Origin of the sequence: Parageobacillus caldoxylosilyticus NBRC 107762, assembly GCF_000632715.1 — a bacterium.
Classification (GTDB): domain Bacteria; phylum Bacillota; class Bacilli; order Bacillales; family Anoxybacillaceae; genus Saccharococcus; species Saccharococcus caldoxylosilyticus.
This window is the reverse complement of the sequence record NZ_BAWO01000077.1, coordinates 1-16,232: the sequence shown is the minus strand read 5'-3', so window position 1 is coordinate 16,232 and position 16,232 is coordinate 1. Positions and strand designations below refer to the sequence as shown.

At 40.0% G+C, this 16,232-nt stretch carries 15 protein-coding genes; 2 read left to right on the top strand and 13 right to left on the bottom strand.

Features of this window, described 5'->3' with window-relative positions; genetic code table 11:
* Positions 1 to 836: 836 nt before the first annotated feature.
* The 6 genes from GCA01S_RS17500 to GCA01S_RS17475 form a co-directional block, all read right to left on the bottom strand.
* Positions 837 to 2,753: a BglG family transcription antiterminator gene (locus GCA01S_RS17500; RefSeq protein ID WP_042411954.1), complete on the bottom strand. Its 1,917-nt coding sequence runs from the start codon at positions 2,751 to 2,753 to the stop codon at positions 837 to 839.
* A gap of 564 nt (positions 2,754 to 3,317) precedes the next feature.
* The gene (locus GCA01S_RS17495; RefSeq protein ID WP_042411952.1) at positions 3,318 to 4,754 is read right to left on the bottom strand and encodes a 6-phospho-beta-glucosidase; all 1,437 of its coding nucleotides are present in this window, start codon (positions 4,752 to 4,754) and stop codon (positions 3,318 to 3,320) included.
* 271 nt (positions 4,755 to 5,025) lie between these two features.
* On the bottom strand, positions 5,026 to 6,381 hold the full coding sequence (celB, locus tag GCA01S_RS17490; protein ID WP_042411950.1) for a PTS cellobiose transporter subunit IIC: 1,356 nt from the start codon (positions 6,379 to 6,381) through the stop codon (positions 5,026 to 5,028).
* 20 nt (positions 6,382 to 6,401) lie between these two features.
* On the bottom strand, positions 6,402 to 6,905 hold the full coding sequence (locus GCA01S_RS17485; protein WP_042411948.1) for a hypothetical protein: 504 nt from the start codon (positions 6,903 to 6,905) through the stop codon (positions 6,402 to 6,404).
* 335 nt (positions 6,906 to 7,240) lie between these two features.
* Complete coding sequence (locus tag GCA01S_RS17480; protein WP_003249748.1) at positions 7,241 to 7,564, bottom strand: PTS cellobiose transporter subunit IIB; 324 nt, start codon at positions 7,562 to 7,564, stop codon at positions 7,241 to 7,243.
* A gap of 33 nt (positions 7,565 to 7,597) precedes the next feature.
* A complete protein-coding gene (locus GCA01S_RS17475; RefSeq protein ID WP_003249745.1) occupies positions 7,598 to 7,909 on the bottom strand; it encodes a PTS lactose/cellobiose transporter subunit IIA in 312 nt (103 codons plus the stop codon).
* Between the two features lie 446 nt (positions 7,910 to 8,355).
* Here GCA01S_RS17475 and GCA01S_RS17470 point away from each other — a divergent pair, with 446 nt between their 5' ends.
* Positions 8,356 to 8,916 (top strand): IS21 family transposase, encoded by a 561-nt coding sequence (locus tag GCA01S_RS17470; RefSeq protein ID WP_013400555.1) that lies wholly within the window; start codon positions 8,356 to 8,358, stop codon positions 8,914 to 8,916.
* A gap of 8 nt (positions 8,917 to 8,924) precedes the next feature.
* Here GCA01S_RS17470 and GCA01S_RS17465 read toward each other — a convergent pair whose 3' ends face one another.
* The 6 genes from GCA01S_RS17465 to GCA01S_RS17440 all read right to left on the bottom strand — a co-directional run bounded on the left by GCA01S_RS17465 (position 8,925) and on the right by GCA01S_RS17440 (position 14,582).
* Positions 8,925 to 9,377 (bottom strand): IS630 family transposase, encoded by a 453-nt coding sequence (locus GCA01S_RS17465; protein WP_255212302.1) that lies wholly within the window; start codon positions 9,375 to 9,377, stop codon positions 8,925 to 8,927.
* A gap of 60 nt (positions 9,378 to 9,437) precedes the next feature.
* On the bottom strand, positions 9,438 to 9,872 hold the full coding sequence (locus tag GCA01S_RS17460; protein ID WP_458295064.1) for a winged helix-turn-helix domain-containing protein: 435 nt from the start codon (positions 9,870 to 9,872) through the stop codon (positions 9,438 to 9,440).
* 356 nt (positions 9,873 to 10,228) lie between these two features.
* Positions 10,229 to 11,083 (bottom strand): Cof-type HAD-IIB family hydrolase, encoded by an 855-nt coding sequence (locus GCA01S_RS17455; RefSeq protein ID WP_042411946.1) that lies wholly within the window; start codon positions 11,081 to 11,083, stop codon positions 10,229 to 10,231.
* A gap of 466 nt (positions 11,084 to 11,549) precedes the next feature.
* Complete coding sequence (locus tag GCA01S_RS17450; RefSeq protein ID WP_042411944.1) at positions 11,550 to 13,118, bottom strand: plasmid pRiA4b ORF-3 family protein; 1,569 nt, start codon at positions 13,116 to 13,118, stop codon at positions 11,550 to 11,552.
* A gap of 120 nt (positions 13,119 to 13,238) precedes the next feature.
* Positions 13,239 to 13,559 (bottom strand): DUF4275 family protein, encoded by a 321-nt coding sequence (locus tag GCA01S_RS17445; RefSeq protein ID WP_255212301.1) that lies wholly within the window; start codon positions 13,557 to 13,559, stop codon positions 13,239 to 13,241.
* A 99-nt stretch (positions 13,560 to 13,658) separates the two neighbouring features.
* The gene (locus tag GCA01S_RS17440) at positions 13,659 to 14,582 is read right to left on the bottom strand and encodes a tetratricopeptide repeat protein (RefSeq protein WP_013876756.1); all 924 of its coding nucleotides are present in this window, start codon (positions 14,580 to 14,582) and stop codon (positions 13,659 to 13,661) included.
* An 85-nt stretch (positions 14,583 to 14,667) separates the two neighbouring features.
* Here GCA01S_RS17440 and GCA01S_RS17435 point away from each other — a divergent pair, with 85 nt between their 5' ends.
* A complete protein-coding gene (locus GCA01S_RS17435; protein ID WP_042411942.1) occupies positions 14,668 to 15,987 on the top strand; it encodes a M20/M25/M40 family metallo-hydrolase in 1,320 nt (439 codons plus the stop codon).
* 59 nt (positions 15,988 to 16,046) lie between these two features.
* Here GCA01S_RS17435 and GCA01S_RS20725 read toward each other — a convergent pair.
* A partial coding sequence (locus GCA01S_RS20725) for a hypothetical protein (RefSeq protein WP_042411939.1) occupies positions 16,047 to 16,232 on the bottom strand: 186 nt, incomplete at its 5' end.

The window sequence follows — 16,232 nt, the reverse complement described above, 5'->3', positions numbered from 1 at the left end:
TCATCTATTCTCACTGCTCGGTTTGTTCGGTATTATTTTGTTCAAGAACGAAAAAAGAGTTTAAAAAATTTTTAAACAATTATAATGCTTTTGTTCAATAATGGACATATCGGCTTTATTTGACATTGTAATCGTTTTTATTTCCAAATTATAATACATATGTAAACTATCATCCTATCAAATTATGGGAGGAAATCAAATGGAATATGTAAAACTTGGAAATACCGGCTTGGATGTATCTCGGATTTGTCTTGGTTGTATGGCTTTGGAGTACCGGGTCGGAGATATCTTGGGTAGGTACTTGATGAGGAGTGTAGTCGTCAAAAAAATTCATATATCCTCTGAATAAATTAAATATGAATGAAAAGAACGGGTACTAATCGGTATACGATTTGTACCCCGAATTCTTATGTGTTTTAGTGTATCCTTCCTCGATAACAGAACCTGTTGTTTAATGCAAAATGAAAGTGGTTCTTACGCTTTTTTGGTGACAGTTCAAAAAATGTGAGGAATCGGCTAAACCACTCATAGCGTTTCTGGCGTTTACCTTTGGATGATCATGAAGAAGCGAACAATTATCCCATTATCTTAATTATCATTCGCTATTTCACCGAATAAACCACTTTTTGCTTGCAAAAAACAGGAGCCGAATCGGCCCCTTCCGTGTTTTCCCTTTTCGATCAGTTCATCGGACGCGCTGGAAGTATTCATCCGAAAGAATGTACAAATGTTCGGAAATAATCTGCAAAATCCGAAATAATCCGCAAAAATTTTGCACATTATTTCCGAATCTGTCTGAAATAATTTGAAAAAGAAATTCTGAATAATGTGCTAGTTTACATTAATAACTCTATTAACTCATCAACTGTTTTACTTTTAATAACCTTTTGGACAATAGATTTATTTTCAATGATAGAAATTAGCTTTTGATACATACGATCTAAATCAGTTTGAGAACCTTTTTTAATATTTAACAAACAAATAAATTGAACCATTTGCTGTTCATGCCACCGAATAGGATGTTTTAATGTACATATTGTCCAAAATGTCTCATCTGTTACTGGGGTTATTGGGTGAGGAACTGCTACCAGATTTCCAAAACAGGTTGGGGCCATAGACTCCCTTTCTAAAACAAGATTTACATAATCTTTTGGTACAAGCTTTTGTTTATATAATTCATCACATAAAAATCTAATAACACTTTCCTTATCTTGTAAATCCTGCTGGAGGAAAATTCTTGAAGGATGTAAATAAGTCACTTCTTCAATTTGATTCATAGATAAAAAATTTTTAATAGCATTAATGTCCTTGTCTTCCAAAAAAATATTAACAACTTGGACTGGTACCCCTAAATTTTCTTTTATAGGAACTGTGCTAATAACCAAATCAATAGAAGATAAATCATATGATGATAAATTGTAATAATTAATCGTGTCCATAATTTCAATTTCTTGATCAAACAAATTTTTTAATCGGTAGTAAAGTAATTTAGCACTACCTACTCCAGAAGCACAAACGATAAGTACTTTCTTTTTCTTCTTATTTAACTTCATTCGTTCAAGGGCAACACCAATATGAAGAGCAATATAACCAATTTCATGTTCAACAACTTCAATTTGTAAATATTCTTCTATGCATTTGCTAGCAATAATAGCTCCTTCAAACGCGGCTGGGTATTTTTTCTTTATATCATTTAATAATGGATTACGAATATTCATTTTATAACGCAATCGATTCATTGCAGGACGGATATGCAAAGTTAGAGCTTGAATAAACTCACGGTCTTGACTAAAGTCCCAATTTAATTCAGACTTTAATCTTTTTAACATACAGTTTATAATCGACCCAACTTCATCAAACTCAATAAACTCCATTAGCCCTTTTTGATGTAAAAGTTTTGTCCCTAGTAAATGAACGATAATGTAATCAATTTCTGCATCAGGAAAAGTTAAATGTGTCATTTCTTCAACCTTTTTAATAATTTCATTAGCTACAATTTTTTCAAATGGGTATTCATCGACTAAAACATCAGACAACTTTTTAATGACAAAACCTTCTTCAATTCTTTTACAAGCAATAACTATATGTGTCGCTAAATTTTCTAAAGAAATGTCAGAAATCTCAATTTTGTATTTATTAACCGTTTGGATAATTACTTCTTTAATCCTTTTAAATAATTCTTGATCAATGAAGTGTAAAGAGTCTCCCTTTAAAAGTGCCTCTTTATTCCGACTTAATAACGAATTCGATAAACATAAACGTTTCATATATTCGTCCCCTTCAACTCTTGATCCGTAGTGAGGGCGATTTATTAATTTCAAATTATATTTATTGAGAATTTCCTTAACCCTCTTTAAATCATTGTGCAAAGTTGACATGGAAATAAACATCTCATCTGTAAAGCTTTCCAGTTTAATGAAATCCTTCTCTAGCAATAGACGCCTTAAAATATATAGAACTCTTGTATCTTGATCAGCAAACTCTGCTGCTATATTATTCTCTTCAGTAGAAATCTGATATAGAGTTTTTGAAAATAGTTCAGCATTTACTATTTTTAGTACGTATCCTTTTCCTCTAATCGATTCAATTAAAATACCTTTCGATTCAATATTCTGCTGCATTTGTTTAATTTCATTTCGGATTGTTCGATCACTGACGCCTAATTCTTTTGCTATCCATTCTGAGGTAACTGGTTTTTTTGACTTGGATAAAAGTAACAAAATATCTTTTTGCCGTGTTGATAGTTTAGTCATGTCGATCAGCTCCTCTTTTATCGCATTTCAATACTAAGAGGACTAAGAAGAATTTTTCATGCATATATTCATTCACCGATATATCGACCTTTTATATTTATAACCAATTGTTTTTGATGATAGTCAGGTTATGCATCTTAGTGATAAGAAAAAATGGAGTTTTATATCAACTCCATTTTCCTAACTCATATTTCGTAAAATAAATGATTTTTTATTTCGATATCGGAATTGTTTTTGAATTTTTATCTAGTATGCGAAATGCGAGTTCTAAATAATTATTTCGTGTGAATTCTTATCATAATTTTGCGAGTTAGACAAATGAAGATTTTTCATCTATATGCATGCTCATTGAGAAGTTAACATTCACATAAGTCATACCCACTCCGGTTATACTGTTCCTAGAAAAAACATGGAAAAGGGGCGAAATCACACATGAAACGGCTGAAAATCACCAATAATTACGGATGGACACCCCGAAAACTCCGGAAGCAGGAACGGAAAATCAAAAACGTCCATCTCCGCCAACGCGTGATGGCGGTTCACCACGTCATGGAAGTCTATTCTTTAAAGTTCTTCTCCATTTGTTTCAATAACACGCTTATACCAATAAAAAGATTTTTTCTTTCTCCTTTCTAACGTACCATTTCCTTCATTATCTTTATCTACATAAATAAAGCCATAACGTTTTTCCATTTCTCCAGTTCCAGCACTAACTAAATCAATACAGCCCCATGGTGTATATCCTATTAAATCAACACCATCTAATTCCACTGCTTTTTTCATTTCTTTAATATGATCACGCAAATATTGAATACGGTAATCATCATTTATCGTACCGTCTGCTTCAACGACATCCCTAGCACCGAGACCATTTTCCACAATAAATAAAGGAATATTATATCGTTCATATAAAGCGTTTAATGAATAACGGAGGCCTACTGGGTCAATTTGCCAACCCCATTCACTTGCCTTGACATAAGGATTACGAACGATATGACCAAATTCTCCATCAGGTTCACTGCCTTCTACTTCACGAGCACTGACTACCTTAGACATATAATAGCTAAATCCAATATAATCTACTGTACCTTCTTTAAGAATTTGTTCATCTTCCTTCGTATATTCAATTTCAAAACCATTTCTTTCCCAATATTTCTTCGTATAATTAGGAATTTCACCTCGAACATGTACATCACCAAAGAACCAGCGATTACGCATCGCTTCAGTGGCAAACATCACATCATCTGGATGACAAGAGTATGGATATACCGGTACAAAAGAAAGCATACAACCGATTTTAAAATTAGGGTTAATTTCGTGGCCTAATTTTACAACTTTTGCACTAGCAATTAATTCATAAAGAGCTGCTTGATACATTGTTTGTTCCCGATTTTCGCCTTTCTCATATATAATTCCTGAATTTGTAAAGCTAGCGAAATCTGTACTTGTATCTGCTTGGTTATTGATTTCATTAAATGTCATCCAGTATTTTACTTTATCTTTATAACGTTTCATAACTGTCTCAGAAAATTTCACAAAGAAATCAATACACTTCCGGTTTCTAAAGCCACCGTATTTTTTCACAAGATTATAAGGTAATTCAAAATGAGAAAGGGTAATAACGGGTTCGATATTATATTTTAATAATTCATCAAATAAATCATCGTAAAATTGTAACCCTTCTTCATTTGGTTCAGGATCATCTCCATTTGGAAAAATTCTTGTCCAAGCGATAGAAGTACGGAAACATTTAAATCCCATTTCAGCAAATAGTTTGATATCTTCTTTATAACGAGAATAGAAGTCAATCGCTTCATGGTTCGGATAATAGTACCCTTCTAACACACCATCTGTAATTTGACGAGGAACACCGTGTCTTCCTGCAGTCATCACATCTGCAACACTTATCCCTTTTCCACCTTTATTCCAGCCACCTTCAAGCTGGTGAGCTGCTACTGCTCCACCCCATAAAAAGTTTTCCGGTAAAACACTTTTTCTCATAATAAGTCAACCTCCATTTTAAAATCCTTGTAAATAACTCTTGTCCATTACTGGCAATTAACTCCACCAACCTAAAAAGGTTGAATAAGAAGACAGTTACTCCTTTGAAGAACCGCCTCCTTTCACTTTATTGACATTACAAGCACTTGCTATGCAGCTTAAGTTTTTGACAAAATACTTTAGTATTCAGTGCTTGCTTCTACACCATTGAAATTTACTTTTTACCTCATTACTCATAAAGCATCTACACATCTTAATTCTATGTTCTGGATCAGAGGACAGGCTCTCCACCTTTTTCTTGCTTAACTAACTTATTATCGTATATTTTAATGAACGGAAAATATATGAGAAATGCTACAACACCGCAAATCAATGATACAACTGCTGCCCTGATGTCTCCACCTGTGCCAATAAAAGCGCCTATACCTATTGGAGATGGCCAAGGTACTTGTGCAATAATAGGATTAACAAAATGTAGTTTAATTGCCCAATAACCAATAGTTGCTGTAGCCATAGGTGCTAAAAAGAATGGGATAGCTAAGTATGGATTGTAAACAATCGGTAATCCAAATAATATTGGTTCATTAATATTAAAGATACCAGGAACAACAGATGCTCTTCCCAAAATTTTCAATTGTTGTGATTTAGCAAAAAGTGCAATAAAGATAGTTAACCCTAAAGTCGATCCGGAACCACCCATAATTACAAATGAATTTTGGAACTCACCTGCGAATGGAATATTCGCTCCATTCATGTTGGCTTCCATATTTGCTAGAACAATTGGCGTTAGGAATGCGCTGATAATATTTGCCCCGTGGATACCTACGATCCAAAGTGCGTGGATTAAGAAGTAAATCACCATGAGGCCTAACCAACTATTTGCTATATTAACAACAAAGCTAAAAGGAATTGCTACTACTTTAAATATATCAGTACCTAAAGCTACTAAAATTCCATTAATTAGTAGAACAACAAAGGCAACTAAAAATGCTGGTATTAATGCTGTGAATGATCTAGATACGCCTTCCGGTACTGCTTCCGGCATTTTTATAACCCAATTTCGTTTCACACAAAGTCTATATAATTGTACAGCCACAACAGTTATAATAATTGCCGCAAATATTCCTGTAGTACCTAAACGACTTACACCGCTATCAACCATTTCCCAACCGCTAATAATTTTAGTGGTATCATCAATTTGTTGTACTAACAACATTTTTCCATCTTTCAAAACTAATTGAGGAATAGTCATAAAGAAAGCGAACATTGACAGTAAAGCGCCATTTAAAGGGTTCAGATTTAAACCTTCTTCTTCAGCAAATAATTTTGTATACTCATAACCAATGACAAGGTTAAAATATAACGCTAAAATTCCCATCGTTGCTTTAAACGCTAACATATATAAATCACTAATTCTAAAGAAAGTATCATTGAAAAAGCCTTCTAAAAATGTCATGGTTTGCGGCAATACGTTCAACACCAAAAACATCGACCCTACGATCGTAAACGGAATAGAAGCCATTCCTGCAGCCATTACTGCACGCACAAATCGAAAAGATGCAATTTTCCCCATGGGTTCCATTATATACTTTTCAAGTAAGGCAAATGCCTTGCTTTCTGATGACATAAGAATTCCTCCTTTTTCTATTAATTTATAACTTTTTCATATTCCTTGATGCGTTGATAATGCTTATCTTCGTTATGTTTAATTTTGTTTAAACGATAAAGAATTAAAGCGCTTAATACCATCCCGGCAACCAAAATAATTAAAACAAATACTTTTGACTTAGTTTGATTTACTAAAAAAGGATATAATTGTGTAAAGGACGAAGAAAAACCAGTTAGTAATATAAGAACAGCATTCGTAAAGAACAAAGTTATAAAACAATATTTTGTGCATATAGCATTATTGGTAGGGCTGCTATAGATCTTTACTTGCTCTGCAATACTCGTTAGTAGTATGATAATTAGTACCAATGGAACAATATATAGTGATGAATCACTCATTAACAACGAAATTAGCCAGTATATATTTGTAAAAAAGAATATTGCAGTAACATATCTTACAAGTAAATACCGATTATAGTACATAGATTTAATACTTTGTTCTTTTCTGTTTTTTTCTAACAGTGCTCTTTCACTGTAATTCATACAAATCCCTCATTTATCTTGTTCTTCGCTACTCGCAATAATTTCGATACTGGTAATCGAAACATTAAAAGGGAATAAATTCAATCATTTTAAATATATGGTTCCATTCTACTACTCATCAAAGATACCGCTTTCAAAATATTGCAGTTTAGTAGAGAGGGATAACTTCTTTTAAAAAATTATTGAAACCTTAATCTTTTTAAATGATCCCCCTCTTCGATTCTATTAATAAATTTTGTCATTTAATGTAAATAACGAAGAACCATTTATTTAATCGCAACTGATCATTTAAGCTTATCCCACTTCATTTCTTATTGGCACATAACCGTTAGCAATCATTTATTTGGAAGTTCTTGTAAGATTAAGTTACCCAGTTTTTCAACACCCATAGGAATAGGAACATATGCTTGCGGCGGGACGTTCACAACCGGTTTTCCTACACGATCACCAGCTTCCTTAAGTTTTTGATAATACATTTTTGTTTGAGGACTTACCAAAAATAAATCAAAGTCACCCTTTTCAATCATCTTGCTACCTTCATTAGCAGAAACGGCATCTACTTCAATATCTTGACCTTTTGCTTTAAAAAATTCCGTTGTCTTTTTTGCCATTAAAGAAGATGACATACCAGCTGCACAAATAATTAAAACTTTTTTCATAATAAATCCCTCCATTTCGTTATACTTGTAAATTTAGTTAATTAATTTTTTATAAAGTTCAATTATTTCTTGAGCTAAATCAATAACTGTCATTGCATTCATTAAATGGTCCTGTGCATGGATGAGTAATATACGAATCTCTATTTTTTCCCCACGAGCTTCCTCTTGAATAAGATCTGTTTGAAAACGATGAGCTTTTCTCATTTCTTCATTCGCTTCTTCAATTTTTTGTTCAGCTAAGTCAAACTCACCAATTTTAGCATGTTTAATTGCTTCCATAGCTAAACTTCGAGCATTTCCTCCATGTAAAATAATATGGAAACTAATTTCTTCTAAGTTCACCATAATCATCCCTCAATTAATGAAATAGTAATGTGTTGAATTCTAAATATTATTTTTTAGGAGCAACCGATTGATGTTAGCTATGATGAGATCCGATTAATTTGATGTTCCTATTGCATTGAGCACTTGTTAACCGTTTCATTCTTCTTTTTATCAACTGCTCAATTATTATATTACTATTAAAGCGCTATCAATTTAATCTAAATTCCTTCCTAAATGCAACGGAAAACTTTGATCCTAAGTTGTAAACAACGGAATATTACCATGTTCATACAAAACATCCATGAGTAAGCTTTGCTCTCCACCCTGTTTAATGCAAAATAAAAGTAGCGCATTGTGCAAGATAAAAGTTTAGCAGTTTGCAAAATAAAAAAATCATTGTCAGCACCCCTCTCCCACCACTAACCTTCTAATTGGACAAAAAGTACAGTTAGAAGGGGAAGAAAAGGATGCTTACAATGATTCCACAACATCATATCAAATATTTGTATGAATATAAAGGGATGTCCCTGCGAGCCATTGCCAAAGAGACGGGACATAGCTTTCAAACAATCAAAAAATATGCCAATAAAGAAGATGGAAATCCACTTCCAACTCCAAGGAAGCCAAAACAGTCAAAGTTAGATCCATATAAAGCACAGATTGATGAGTGGTTAGAGGAAGACCGAAAGGTGCCTCGAAAACAAAGGCATACAGGAACTAGGGTATATCGTCGGCTGCTTGAAATGTACGGGGAGGAATTTTCCGTCTCCTTGAGGACGATGCAGTATTACGTAGCGAAGAAAAAACAAGAAATGTATCAAGATGGTGAAGGTTATCTTCCGTTAGAGCACTCACCGGGAGAGGCACAGGCCGATTTTGGAAGTTTTACGTACCAAGACGAGAAAGGAGTCGAACAGGAAGGATTTTTTCTCACACTCTCTTTTCCATACAGCAATGCCAGTTACGCACAGGTGGTACCGGGGCAGAACCAAGAATGTCTTCTATATACATGCAACATGAAGAGTTAACTTCTCAGTCATCCTGCACACCCTAAGCGCTGCAGCACTTCCTCCGGACGTTCGTGGATGTAGTTGACAAACCGAGTAATGGCTTGAATGATATCGTTGCGGTCCTTGTGAAATACATTGGCAATCACCGTATCTTTCAGCCATTTCCATAAGCGTTCGATCGGGTTCAGCTGTGGCGAATAGGGAGGAAGGTAAATAAAGTGAAAACACTGCCCTTCTTCCCGCAAAAACTCCTTGACCATTTTGGCATGGTGAATGCGGACGTTATCCGACACCAAGACCATGAGACGGTCCGGATAGCGCTCTTTGAGCATTCTCAAGAAATCCAAGAACGTCGCGGCATTGGCAGCGGTCGTTTGATGAAGCACCGTTTCGCCATCGTGGATGTTGACCGCGCCAAACAGCGATACGTGGGCATGATGGCCGAACGTCGGCACTTGTTTTTGGCGGCCGACGACCATGTGGACCGCAAAACATGGTAAGAGCGGATATGTGTTTCATCAAGGTACAACAAGACCGAATCAGGATCCATTAAGTTTTTTTAGGAAGTCGATCTGTTTCTCAAAATTCTTTTGTCGATCCGGATCGCCTTTCGCCAATGTGTAGGCCGGCCGTGTCCACGACAGCCCTTTGCGGTGCAGGAGTTTTCGCAACGCTTCGCGGGAAATGCAAACACCGAAGTGCTTTTCGACATCGGATTGCAGGAGTTTGGTGTTCCACGCCGAAGCGACGTCCCAGCCCAGTTCCACGGGAGTGGTGGTCAACACAAGCTGTTTGATCTCTTCCTGCTGTTCTTCGGTGAGAAACGGCTCCCGCCCGGGGGGCGAAATCCCGATGGAAGCAAGAACTCCAGACCGCCTTCGTTGAACAGCGACACATAATGGGAAACGGTTTGTCGGCACACGTTGACCCACGTTGACCATGGAGGCCACCTCTTTGCCCAAATAGCCTTCCATGACCAGGGAACCGCCATCACCCGTTGGCGAAGAAGGATGTTTTTGATTTTCCGTTCCTGTTTGCGAAGTGTCCGAGGTGTCTATCCGTGATCGTTGGTGATTTTGAGACGTTTCATGCAGAATTCCGCTCCTTTTCCATGCTTTTCCTTAGGAGCAGTATAACCGGAGTGGGCACCACTTATACGAAGGTTAACCTTTCAATGAGCATATATATAGACGGTTTGAACAAAAAAGTCAAACGTCCAAACTGTTGATATATTAACATCTTACTTAGTGTATGAAAGCAAAAGCCTTATGTATACCTCCCCCAGACCAAGCATCGACAGTGGAGTGGAGGAAGGGCGCGGTTTCCGCCGTTACTGGTTCTGCTTGCCGATCAGTTCTTCCAATGCGACCGCCACGCCGTCCTCTTCATGTGAGACGGTGACCATGTCACTGACTTCTTTTAATTCGGGAGCGGCATTCCCCATCGCCACGCGATAACCGGCGACGGCGAACATCGATAAATCGTTATGGCTGTCGCCAAAAACAACCGTATCTTTCATGGCGATGCCGTAATGGTCGGCCAGTTTCATGAGCGCCTGTCCTTTCGTCGCCCGTTCATGGTTGATCTCAATGTTGTTCGGATGCGACGACGTTACAGCGATGCCGGAAATACCGGCAAATTGTTCCGCCGCTTCCCGTAAGCGCGCCTGATTAAGAGAGAAAACGAGCACTTTATAAAAAGCAATGCCCCGTTTTTCCCAGACGAGGCGGATATCATCGACATACGTCACGCGCGCTTGCTGGAATTGCTTTTCGACGATGCGCTTTAATTCAGGCGCGATACCGCTTGCCTTTTCTGCCAACGCTTCGAGATGGGCGCGGTTATGGAGACCGACGTAGACGGCATCGCTCGTATAAATTTCGCAATATAAATCGGGCTGTGCGCGCACCCACTCCAGCGCCGAAATTAACGTTTCCTTGTCAAGCGGCACATCGCCAAGCACCGTTCCATCTTCTAATGTCATCACCGCGCCGTTTAAACTCATAATCGGGCAAACGATATCTGCTTCTTGAAGCGGCGCGCGCGCATCTTTATATGCCCTTCCTGTGAAGATCGCCACGATATGGCCACGCTTTCGCGCTTTTGCAATGGCTGCTTTATTTCTTTCACTTACCCGTCCATTCGAATTGAGAAGCGTCCCGTCCATATCTAATGCGATTAACACTATTGCATCCCTCTTTCTCTTTATGCGCGTTTGTTAAATCACTACTCCATCATGGCCAATTTATATTTTCAAGCAACTTTTCGATTTCTCCACGTATTGTGGTCTTGTTTTTCATATAGACATGAACAGTTGCATTACGCAAACTTACAATGTTGTTTCACGTATCATGTTTTCCATCCATCCTTCTTTGAATGTTTGTCTGTAACAAGCGAGCGGATTGTTTAAGTCGAATCTCCAAGACTTAAAAAATTTCGATAACCATTTCCACCATTTAATCCTCCAGAATTCATACTTGTTGACAATCGAATCACAGTACACTTCTTTGGTGGTGTCATCTGGATTTTTAGTTTGCTGGAACACACGGATATTATACTATCTTTCAAATGTATCAGCAGCCGGTACACATATATTGATACGAACTTCTTTATATTTGCCGGCCAAACCGCGATTCTCTTTGCGCCTCATCCTAAAACATTTCAAAAGTTCTGCGGATATGCTCGGCGGCAAAAATCCGCGACACTTCTATCGTCCGAATCGGCAATCTGCGCAGCACCGGGGCGAGCATTTGCTTTGTTTCCTTTTTCATGCGAATTTCCCGCGGTATTTTCCCGATCCGTAGCAACATATCCAAAAAACTTTTTTGCACGCGCATCTCTGCATTCTCGATCGGAAGCATATCGCTATGGATGATGAACCCGGTGTTCACATCCACCGCCAAAACAAATATAGGAAAATACGGGCGCTCCCCGCGCTTTTCTTGCACCGGTTTATTGATATATCCCGCGTCAAATTCGATGCTGCCGTAGTATACTTGTCCGATCTTTTTCACCATTTTCATCAACTTCGGCTCGACAAGCAGTTCATATGTCGGTGTTTTTTTCTCGCCTTCCAGTTCAGCAAGCAAAACGGTGTCATCGCGCCAAACGATGTTTCCATCCTTTTTTTCGCCAATGCGGGCAAACATTTTTCCATCTTCTAGAAACACCGGAAGGGAAAGTTCCCCTTTCGCGACGCACCGCGCGACTTCAAGAGCCTGATCAAGCGCCACTGTCACCAGCTTCGCCTCTTCTTCGGAAATCATCCACGGATAGTACCCAGGAACAAAGCTGCGAAACTGCGGCCACTGCTTTTTGCCGCGGAAAGCCATGCCTTGCGAACGAAGGAGCTCATAGTCTTCCTTGCTTAGTTCATCTCGGTCAGCAAAGGAAATAAGCACCGCCCGCTGTGTATACACAGGATCTTGTTCGGGATATGGCCGTTCGAACAAATGCCGCAGGCTTTCATATCCTTGTTCACCAATATACACGACCATTCCATGCTCTTGGCCAAGCGCGCCAATGACAGAGCAATATAAACGCTCGTTTGTTTCCGGATCAATGACAAGGAAAATTTCATCATCATACATCCATTGCCACGGCGCTAACAGTTTAAATGCCACCGCTTTTTCCAGCAGTGCCCTCCATATGTTGTTTTGCGTTGCCCGTGCTTCCTTCACCTTCTCTTCCGGCACTTTCTCCCATGCTGTCTTGCCGGTTTCTTTGCGCAGCGAAGCCAATTTTGCATCGACTATCGCTGTCAATTCCTTTGTCTCGATCTCCTCTGGATTCCACCCCACGCCCATGCTGTCTTCTTCCGGTGCAACACGCACCGCTTTAAGGCAAACGGGATAGAAGGCATCCGGCTGCGGCACCATTATTTTTTCAAGCACCAGCTCATGTTCCCAATAATCGCCGAAGTCATAAATATACAAGCAGCGATCTCCCTCCTCAACGAGCCAGTCGGAAAGCCGCTCTTTATGTTCCTTATAGCCCGCACCATCACGTCCATCACTTCCATCATTGCCAATTTCGATGCGCTGCTTCGCCATTCCGCGCGTTTTCGTGATGTAAAACGTATGTAAATGCCGGTCTTCCCAGTCAAACGCTTTTTGCAGCACATCATGAAGCTCGGCGAATGTCATTCCGCTTGGCACCAATAATCGCCGCCACACTGGCGGGCGAATATCTTTTAACTGTACTTTCAGTTGATAGATCACATTTTTTCCTCCATATCATCACGAAATGTTCTTTTTTTCATTCTACCATTTATTCATATCATTGTTAAATACATAACAAAAGAAACGGTGAACACAGCGGAGCTTCTTTTCACGCAAATGTCACTCTTTGCGGTAAAAATACGGCCCGCAATAGTCTTCATGCGTCTGCACATACGTCCACATAAAGTGCGGGTCGACGACACATACATCGTGCTCGTTCCGCAAACCTTCCGCCCGCAAATTTTCGGCATTGATAAGCATATATGTCTCTTCCCTTTCTTGATAAAACAAATAACAAATGACTCGGTTCATCTCACGAAACGCCCGCATCGCTTCTTTCCCTTCCAGACAAGGCAGCTTCTCGTAACTGAATATATGCCACAAAAACTGGTCGAAATAAATTGACTGTTTCTCCTGCGGACTGATGGCATCCGCAAACACTTGTTCCTAACGTTTGTGGAATTCTTCTCCTTTTCCCGGCCATTCTTCGATCATGATTCCTCTATTTTTCCATCTTTTTCGTATGTTCATTTCCATCCCCTATTCCCAAGGAAACATATCGCTCGCGCGGCAAAAAATCCGGTACGAAACGCCTTGTTTGCGGCTCCGCGCCGCTTTATTCCCTATTCTTGTCGTCTCAATAACATCATCCCAAAACGGAATGCGCACACGCAGCCGCTCAAACATTTTCCGAATGGCGGCATCAGTAACGTTTCTGCCGAAAAACGATTGAAACAACGTTTCGCGGACATCTTCCCCCGTCAGCGGCCGCTCGCTATGCAAAATTGCTGCAAACACATAAAACGGCTGGTATTCCAACTTCACACACTCGCCTGCGAAACGAACGACAAAGCCGTCTTGTTCGCTGATGCAAAGCATCACCTCATGCGGCAAAAGCTGCTCCTGCTCAGAAAAGTATATTTCCTCTGTAACAATTTCATCGCTGTTTGGCGTAATGATGCGATAAAGCGCACGGTGAAAATCTTCAATGCGATAGAGAAAAATCGCTTGGCGGTAACGCTCGACCGTTTCTTCATCATACGGCCTTGCTTCCATCTTTTCCATTTGCTTTAGCGCATTCGACGCAAGAAAAATGCCGCAATTGACAAGAAACATATGGCTTAGCATCGCCTGCGTGTCATTAAGAGATTCGCCCCTCTCTCCTGAAAGCGCCTGATGAAAATGGTATGCCGCTTCGGCGTATCTTCCTTCGTTATAGTAAATATGCGCCAACCGATAATTCGCAACCGGATGGCTTGGCTTGCGCTTTAACGCTTTTTGCAAATACTTTTTCGCCAGCTGCGGATCAGGAGCGTTCGACATTTTGAAATGCTCGCCAAAACGAACATACAGATGAATTAATTCATTTTCGATTTCTTCCCGCCGCTTTCGGTCTTTTTCTTCTTTCCACTTTGCAAGCAAGCGGCGTTCTTCTTGATGCGGAAAAAACCTGTATTCTTCCATCTCCCTGCTCTCTCCTTTGTGACAAGGTGTCACACACTGACTTGTACAGTTGTATTGTAACGAATTTGAAAAGGAGATGGATAGTATGGAAAAATTAACAAAACTCATGATCCGGCACGGATTGCATCCGAAAGATGCGGAAACAGGAATTACGTCACAGTGGCTTATGCAAACATTCGCAACACTCATCCAGCGGCGCCAGCACCTTGACGGCATTTCCGAAACGGACTGGATCGAGGCGCTCCAACAAACTGCTGAGCGGATGGTTTTTCACCATCGTGACATTCCGGGAAAAGAAACGCTGGTCGATCCGCGGAAAGACGATCTTCCACTCATACAAATCGACCCGTACGTCCGCGGCATCGTCCGCTGGCTGAATATGATGCATATTTACACTGTTAACAGCTGCGACGGAGAAGGGCGCCGGCCAGCTAGAATTGATTTTTTAAACGACTTGTCCGCGACACAAGCTTCGATTATTCGCGCCTGCACACCGAAAAGCGTACACGTTAAGCTTGAAAAAAGAAGGGCAACATTTTTCTACAAGAAAGGGCAAATCGCCGATCTTCTCACTATCGCTGAACGGCTTTACAATGTGTGGAGAAACCCGGAATCGCTTAAAGTATACAGATTAGAAAAATTAAAACAACGGCTTATGCCACTTCTCCGCATCCAAGGCGAAAGCGGGAGAGAACACGTCATTCGCCAATGGCTGCACCGCTATTTGCGATCACGGGCCGATTGGCTCAAAACGGATGAATACGGCAATTTGCTTGCGGCGATCCATTGCGGAGAAGGGCCAGTTATCGCCCTTTCCGCCCATATGGATACCGTAAAATCCTTTCATCCTTACCGAACGGTGATCGAAAACGGAACCACTTTAAAAAGTTCCAGCGGCATCTTAGGCGCCGACGACCGTGCGGGAATCGCTGTTATTTTGGAAATCATTGATTTCATCCGCCACTCCCGCTTCCAAGGAACATTGAAAATCGCCTTTACCGTCCAAGAAGAAATCGGCTGCCTCGGCTCGCGCCATATCGACCCGGCGTTTTTGCAAGACATCGACGCCGCGATTGTCGTGGACCGCCGCGGAACGCGCGACATCGTCACTTCTTATGCTGGCATCGTGCCGTTTTGCCCTGACGAATACGGCCGCATTTTCGAAACAGCCGGAGCGCTCGCCGGCATGCCCGACTGGAAAATGACCCATGGCGGACTAAGCGACGCCAAAGTCTTCGCCGAATTCGGCATTCCATCTGTCAACTTATCCGTCGGCTATGAGCATGAACATACCGAATTCGAAACGCTCGACTACAGTGCAACGCTCGAAACGGTGCTTCTGCTTGAAACAGTGCTTGAAAACAATATGATTACCGAAAAACTCGTCGCAACGTGTAAGGGTTAGGAGAAAAATAGAAAGTAGAGTGGAACAAAACACCCACTCTACTTTTATGTATTTTTGATTTATCCATGTTCTTGCCGCTGTGCATTCGTTTTTTGACGTTCCTGGCGAATCTTCTCAAAATATTTCGTGAACTCCGATTCGCCTGAATAGGAAAGGTATAGGTATTCTTTTGCTCTTGTCATACCAATGTATAGTAGCGATACTTCTCGCTCTTTATCCTCTTCCAAAGCGAATGGCATATTTGT

Bases quoted from the DNA above. Each gene is read 5' to 3' on its own strand.
- GCA01S_RS17480 (WP_003249748.1), bottom strand. From the start codon at position 7,564: ATGAAAAAAGTTTTAATTATTTGTGCAGCTGGTATGTCATCTTCTTTA.
- GCA01S_RS17500 (WP_042411954.1), bottom strand. From the start codon at position 2,753: ATGACTAAACTATCAACACGGCAAAAAGATATTTTGTTACTTTTATCC.
- celB (WP_042411950.1), bottom strand. From the start codon at position 6,381: ATGTCATCAGAAAGCAAGGCATTTGCCTTACTTGAAAAGTATATAATG.
- GCA01S_RS17440 (WP_013876756.1), bottom strand. From the start codon at position 14,582: ATGGAAGAATACAGGTTTTTTCCGCATCAAGAAGAACGCCGCTTGCTT.
- GCA01S_RS17465 (WP_255212302.1), bottom strand. From the start codon at position 9,377: ATGGTCGTCGGCCGCCAAAAACAAGTGCCGACGTTCGGCCATCATGCC.
- GCA01S_RS17485 (WP_042411948.1), bottom strand. From the start codon at position 6,905: ATGAATTACAGTGAAAGAGCACTGTTAGAAAAAAACAGAAAAGAACAA.
- GCA01S_RS17475 (WP_003249745.1), bottom strand. From the start codon at position 7,909: ATGGTGAACTTAGAAGAAATTAGTTTCCATATTATTTTACATGGAGGA.
- GCA01S_RS17435 (WP_042411942.1), top strand. From the start codon at position 14,668: ATGGAAAAATTAACAAAACTCATGATCCGGCACGGATTGCATCCGAAA.
- GCA01S_RS17470 (WP_013400555.1), top strand. From the start codon at position 8,356: ATGCTTACAATGATTCCACAACATCATATCAAATATTTGTATGAATAT.
- GCA01S_RS17460 (WP_458295064.1), bottom strand. From the start codon at position 9,872: ATGGAAGGCTATTTGGGCAAAGAGGTGGCCTCCATGGTCAACGTGGGT.
- GCA01S_RS17495 (WP_042411952.1), bottom strand. From the start codon at position 4,754: ATGAGAAAAAGTGTTTTACCGGAAAACTTTTTATGGGGTGGAGCAGTA.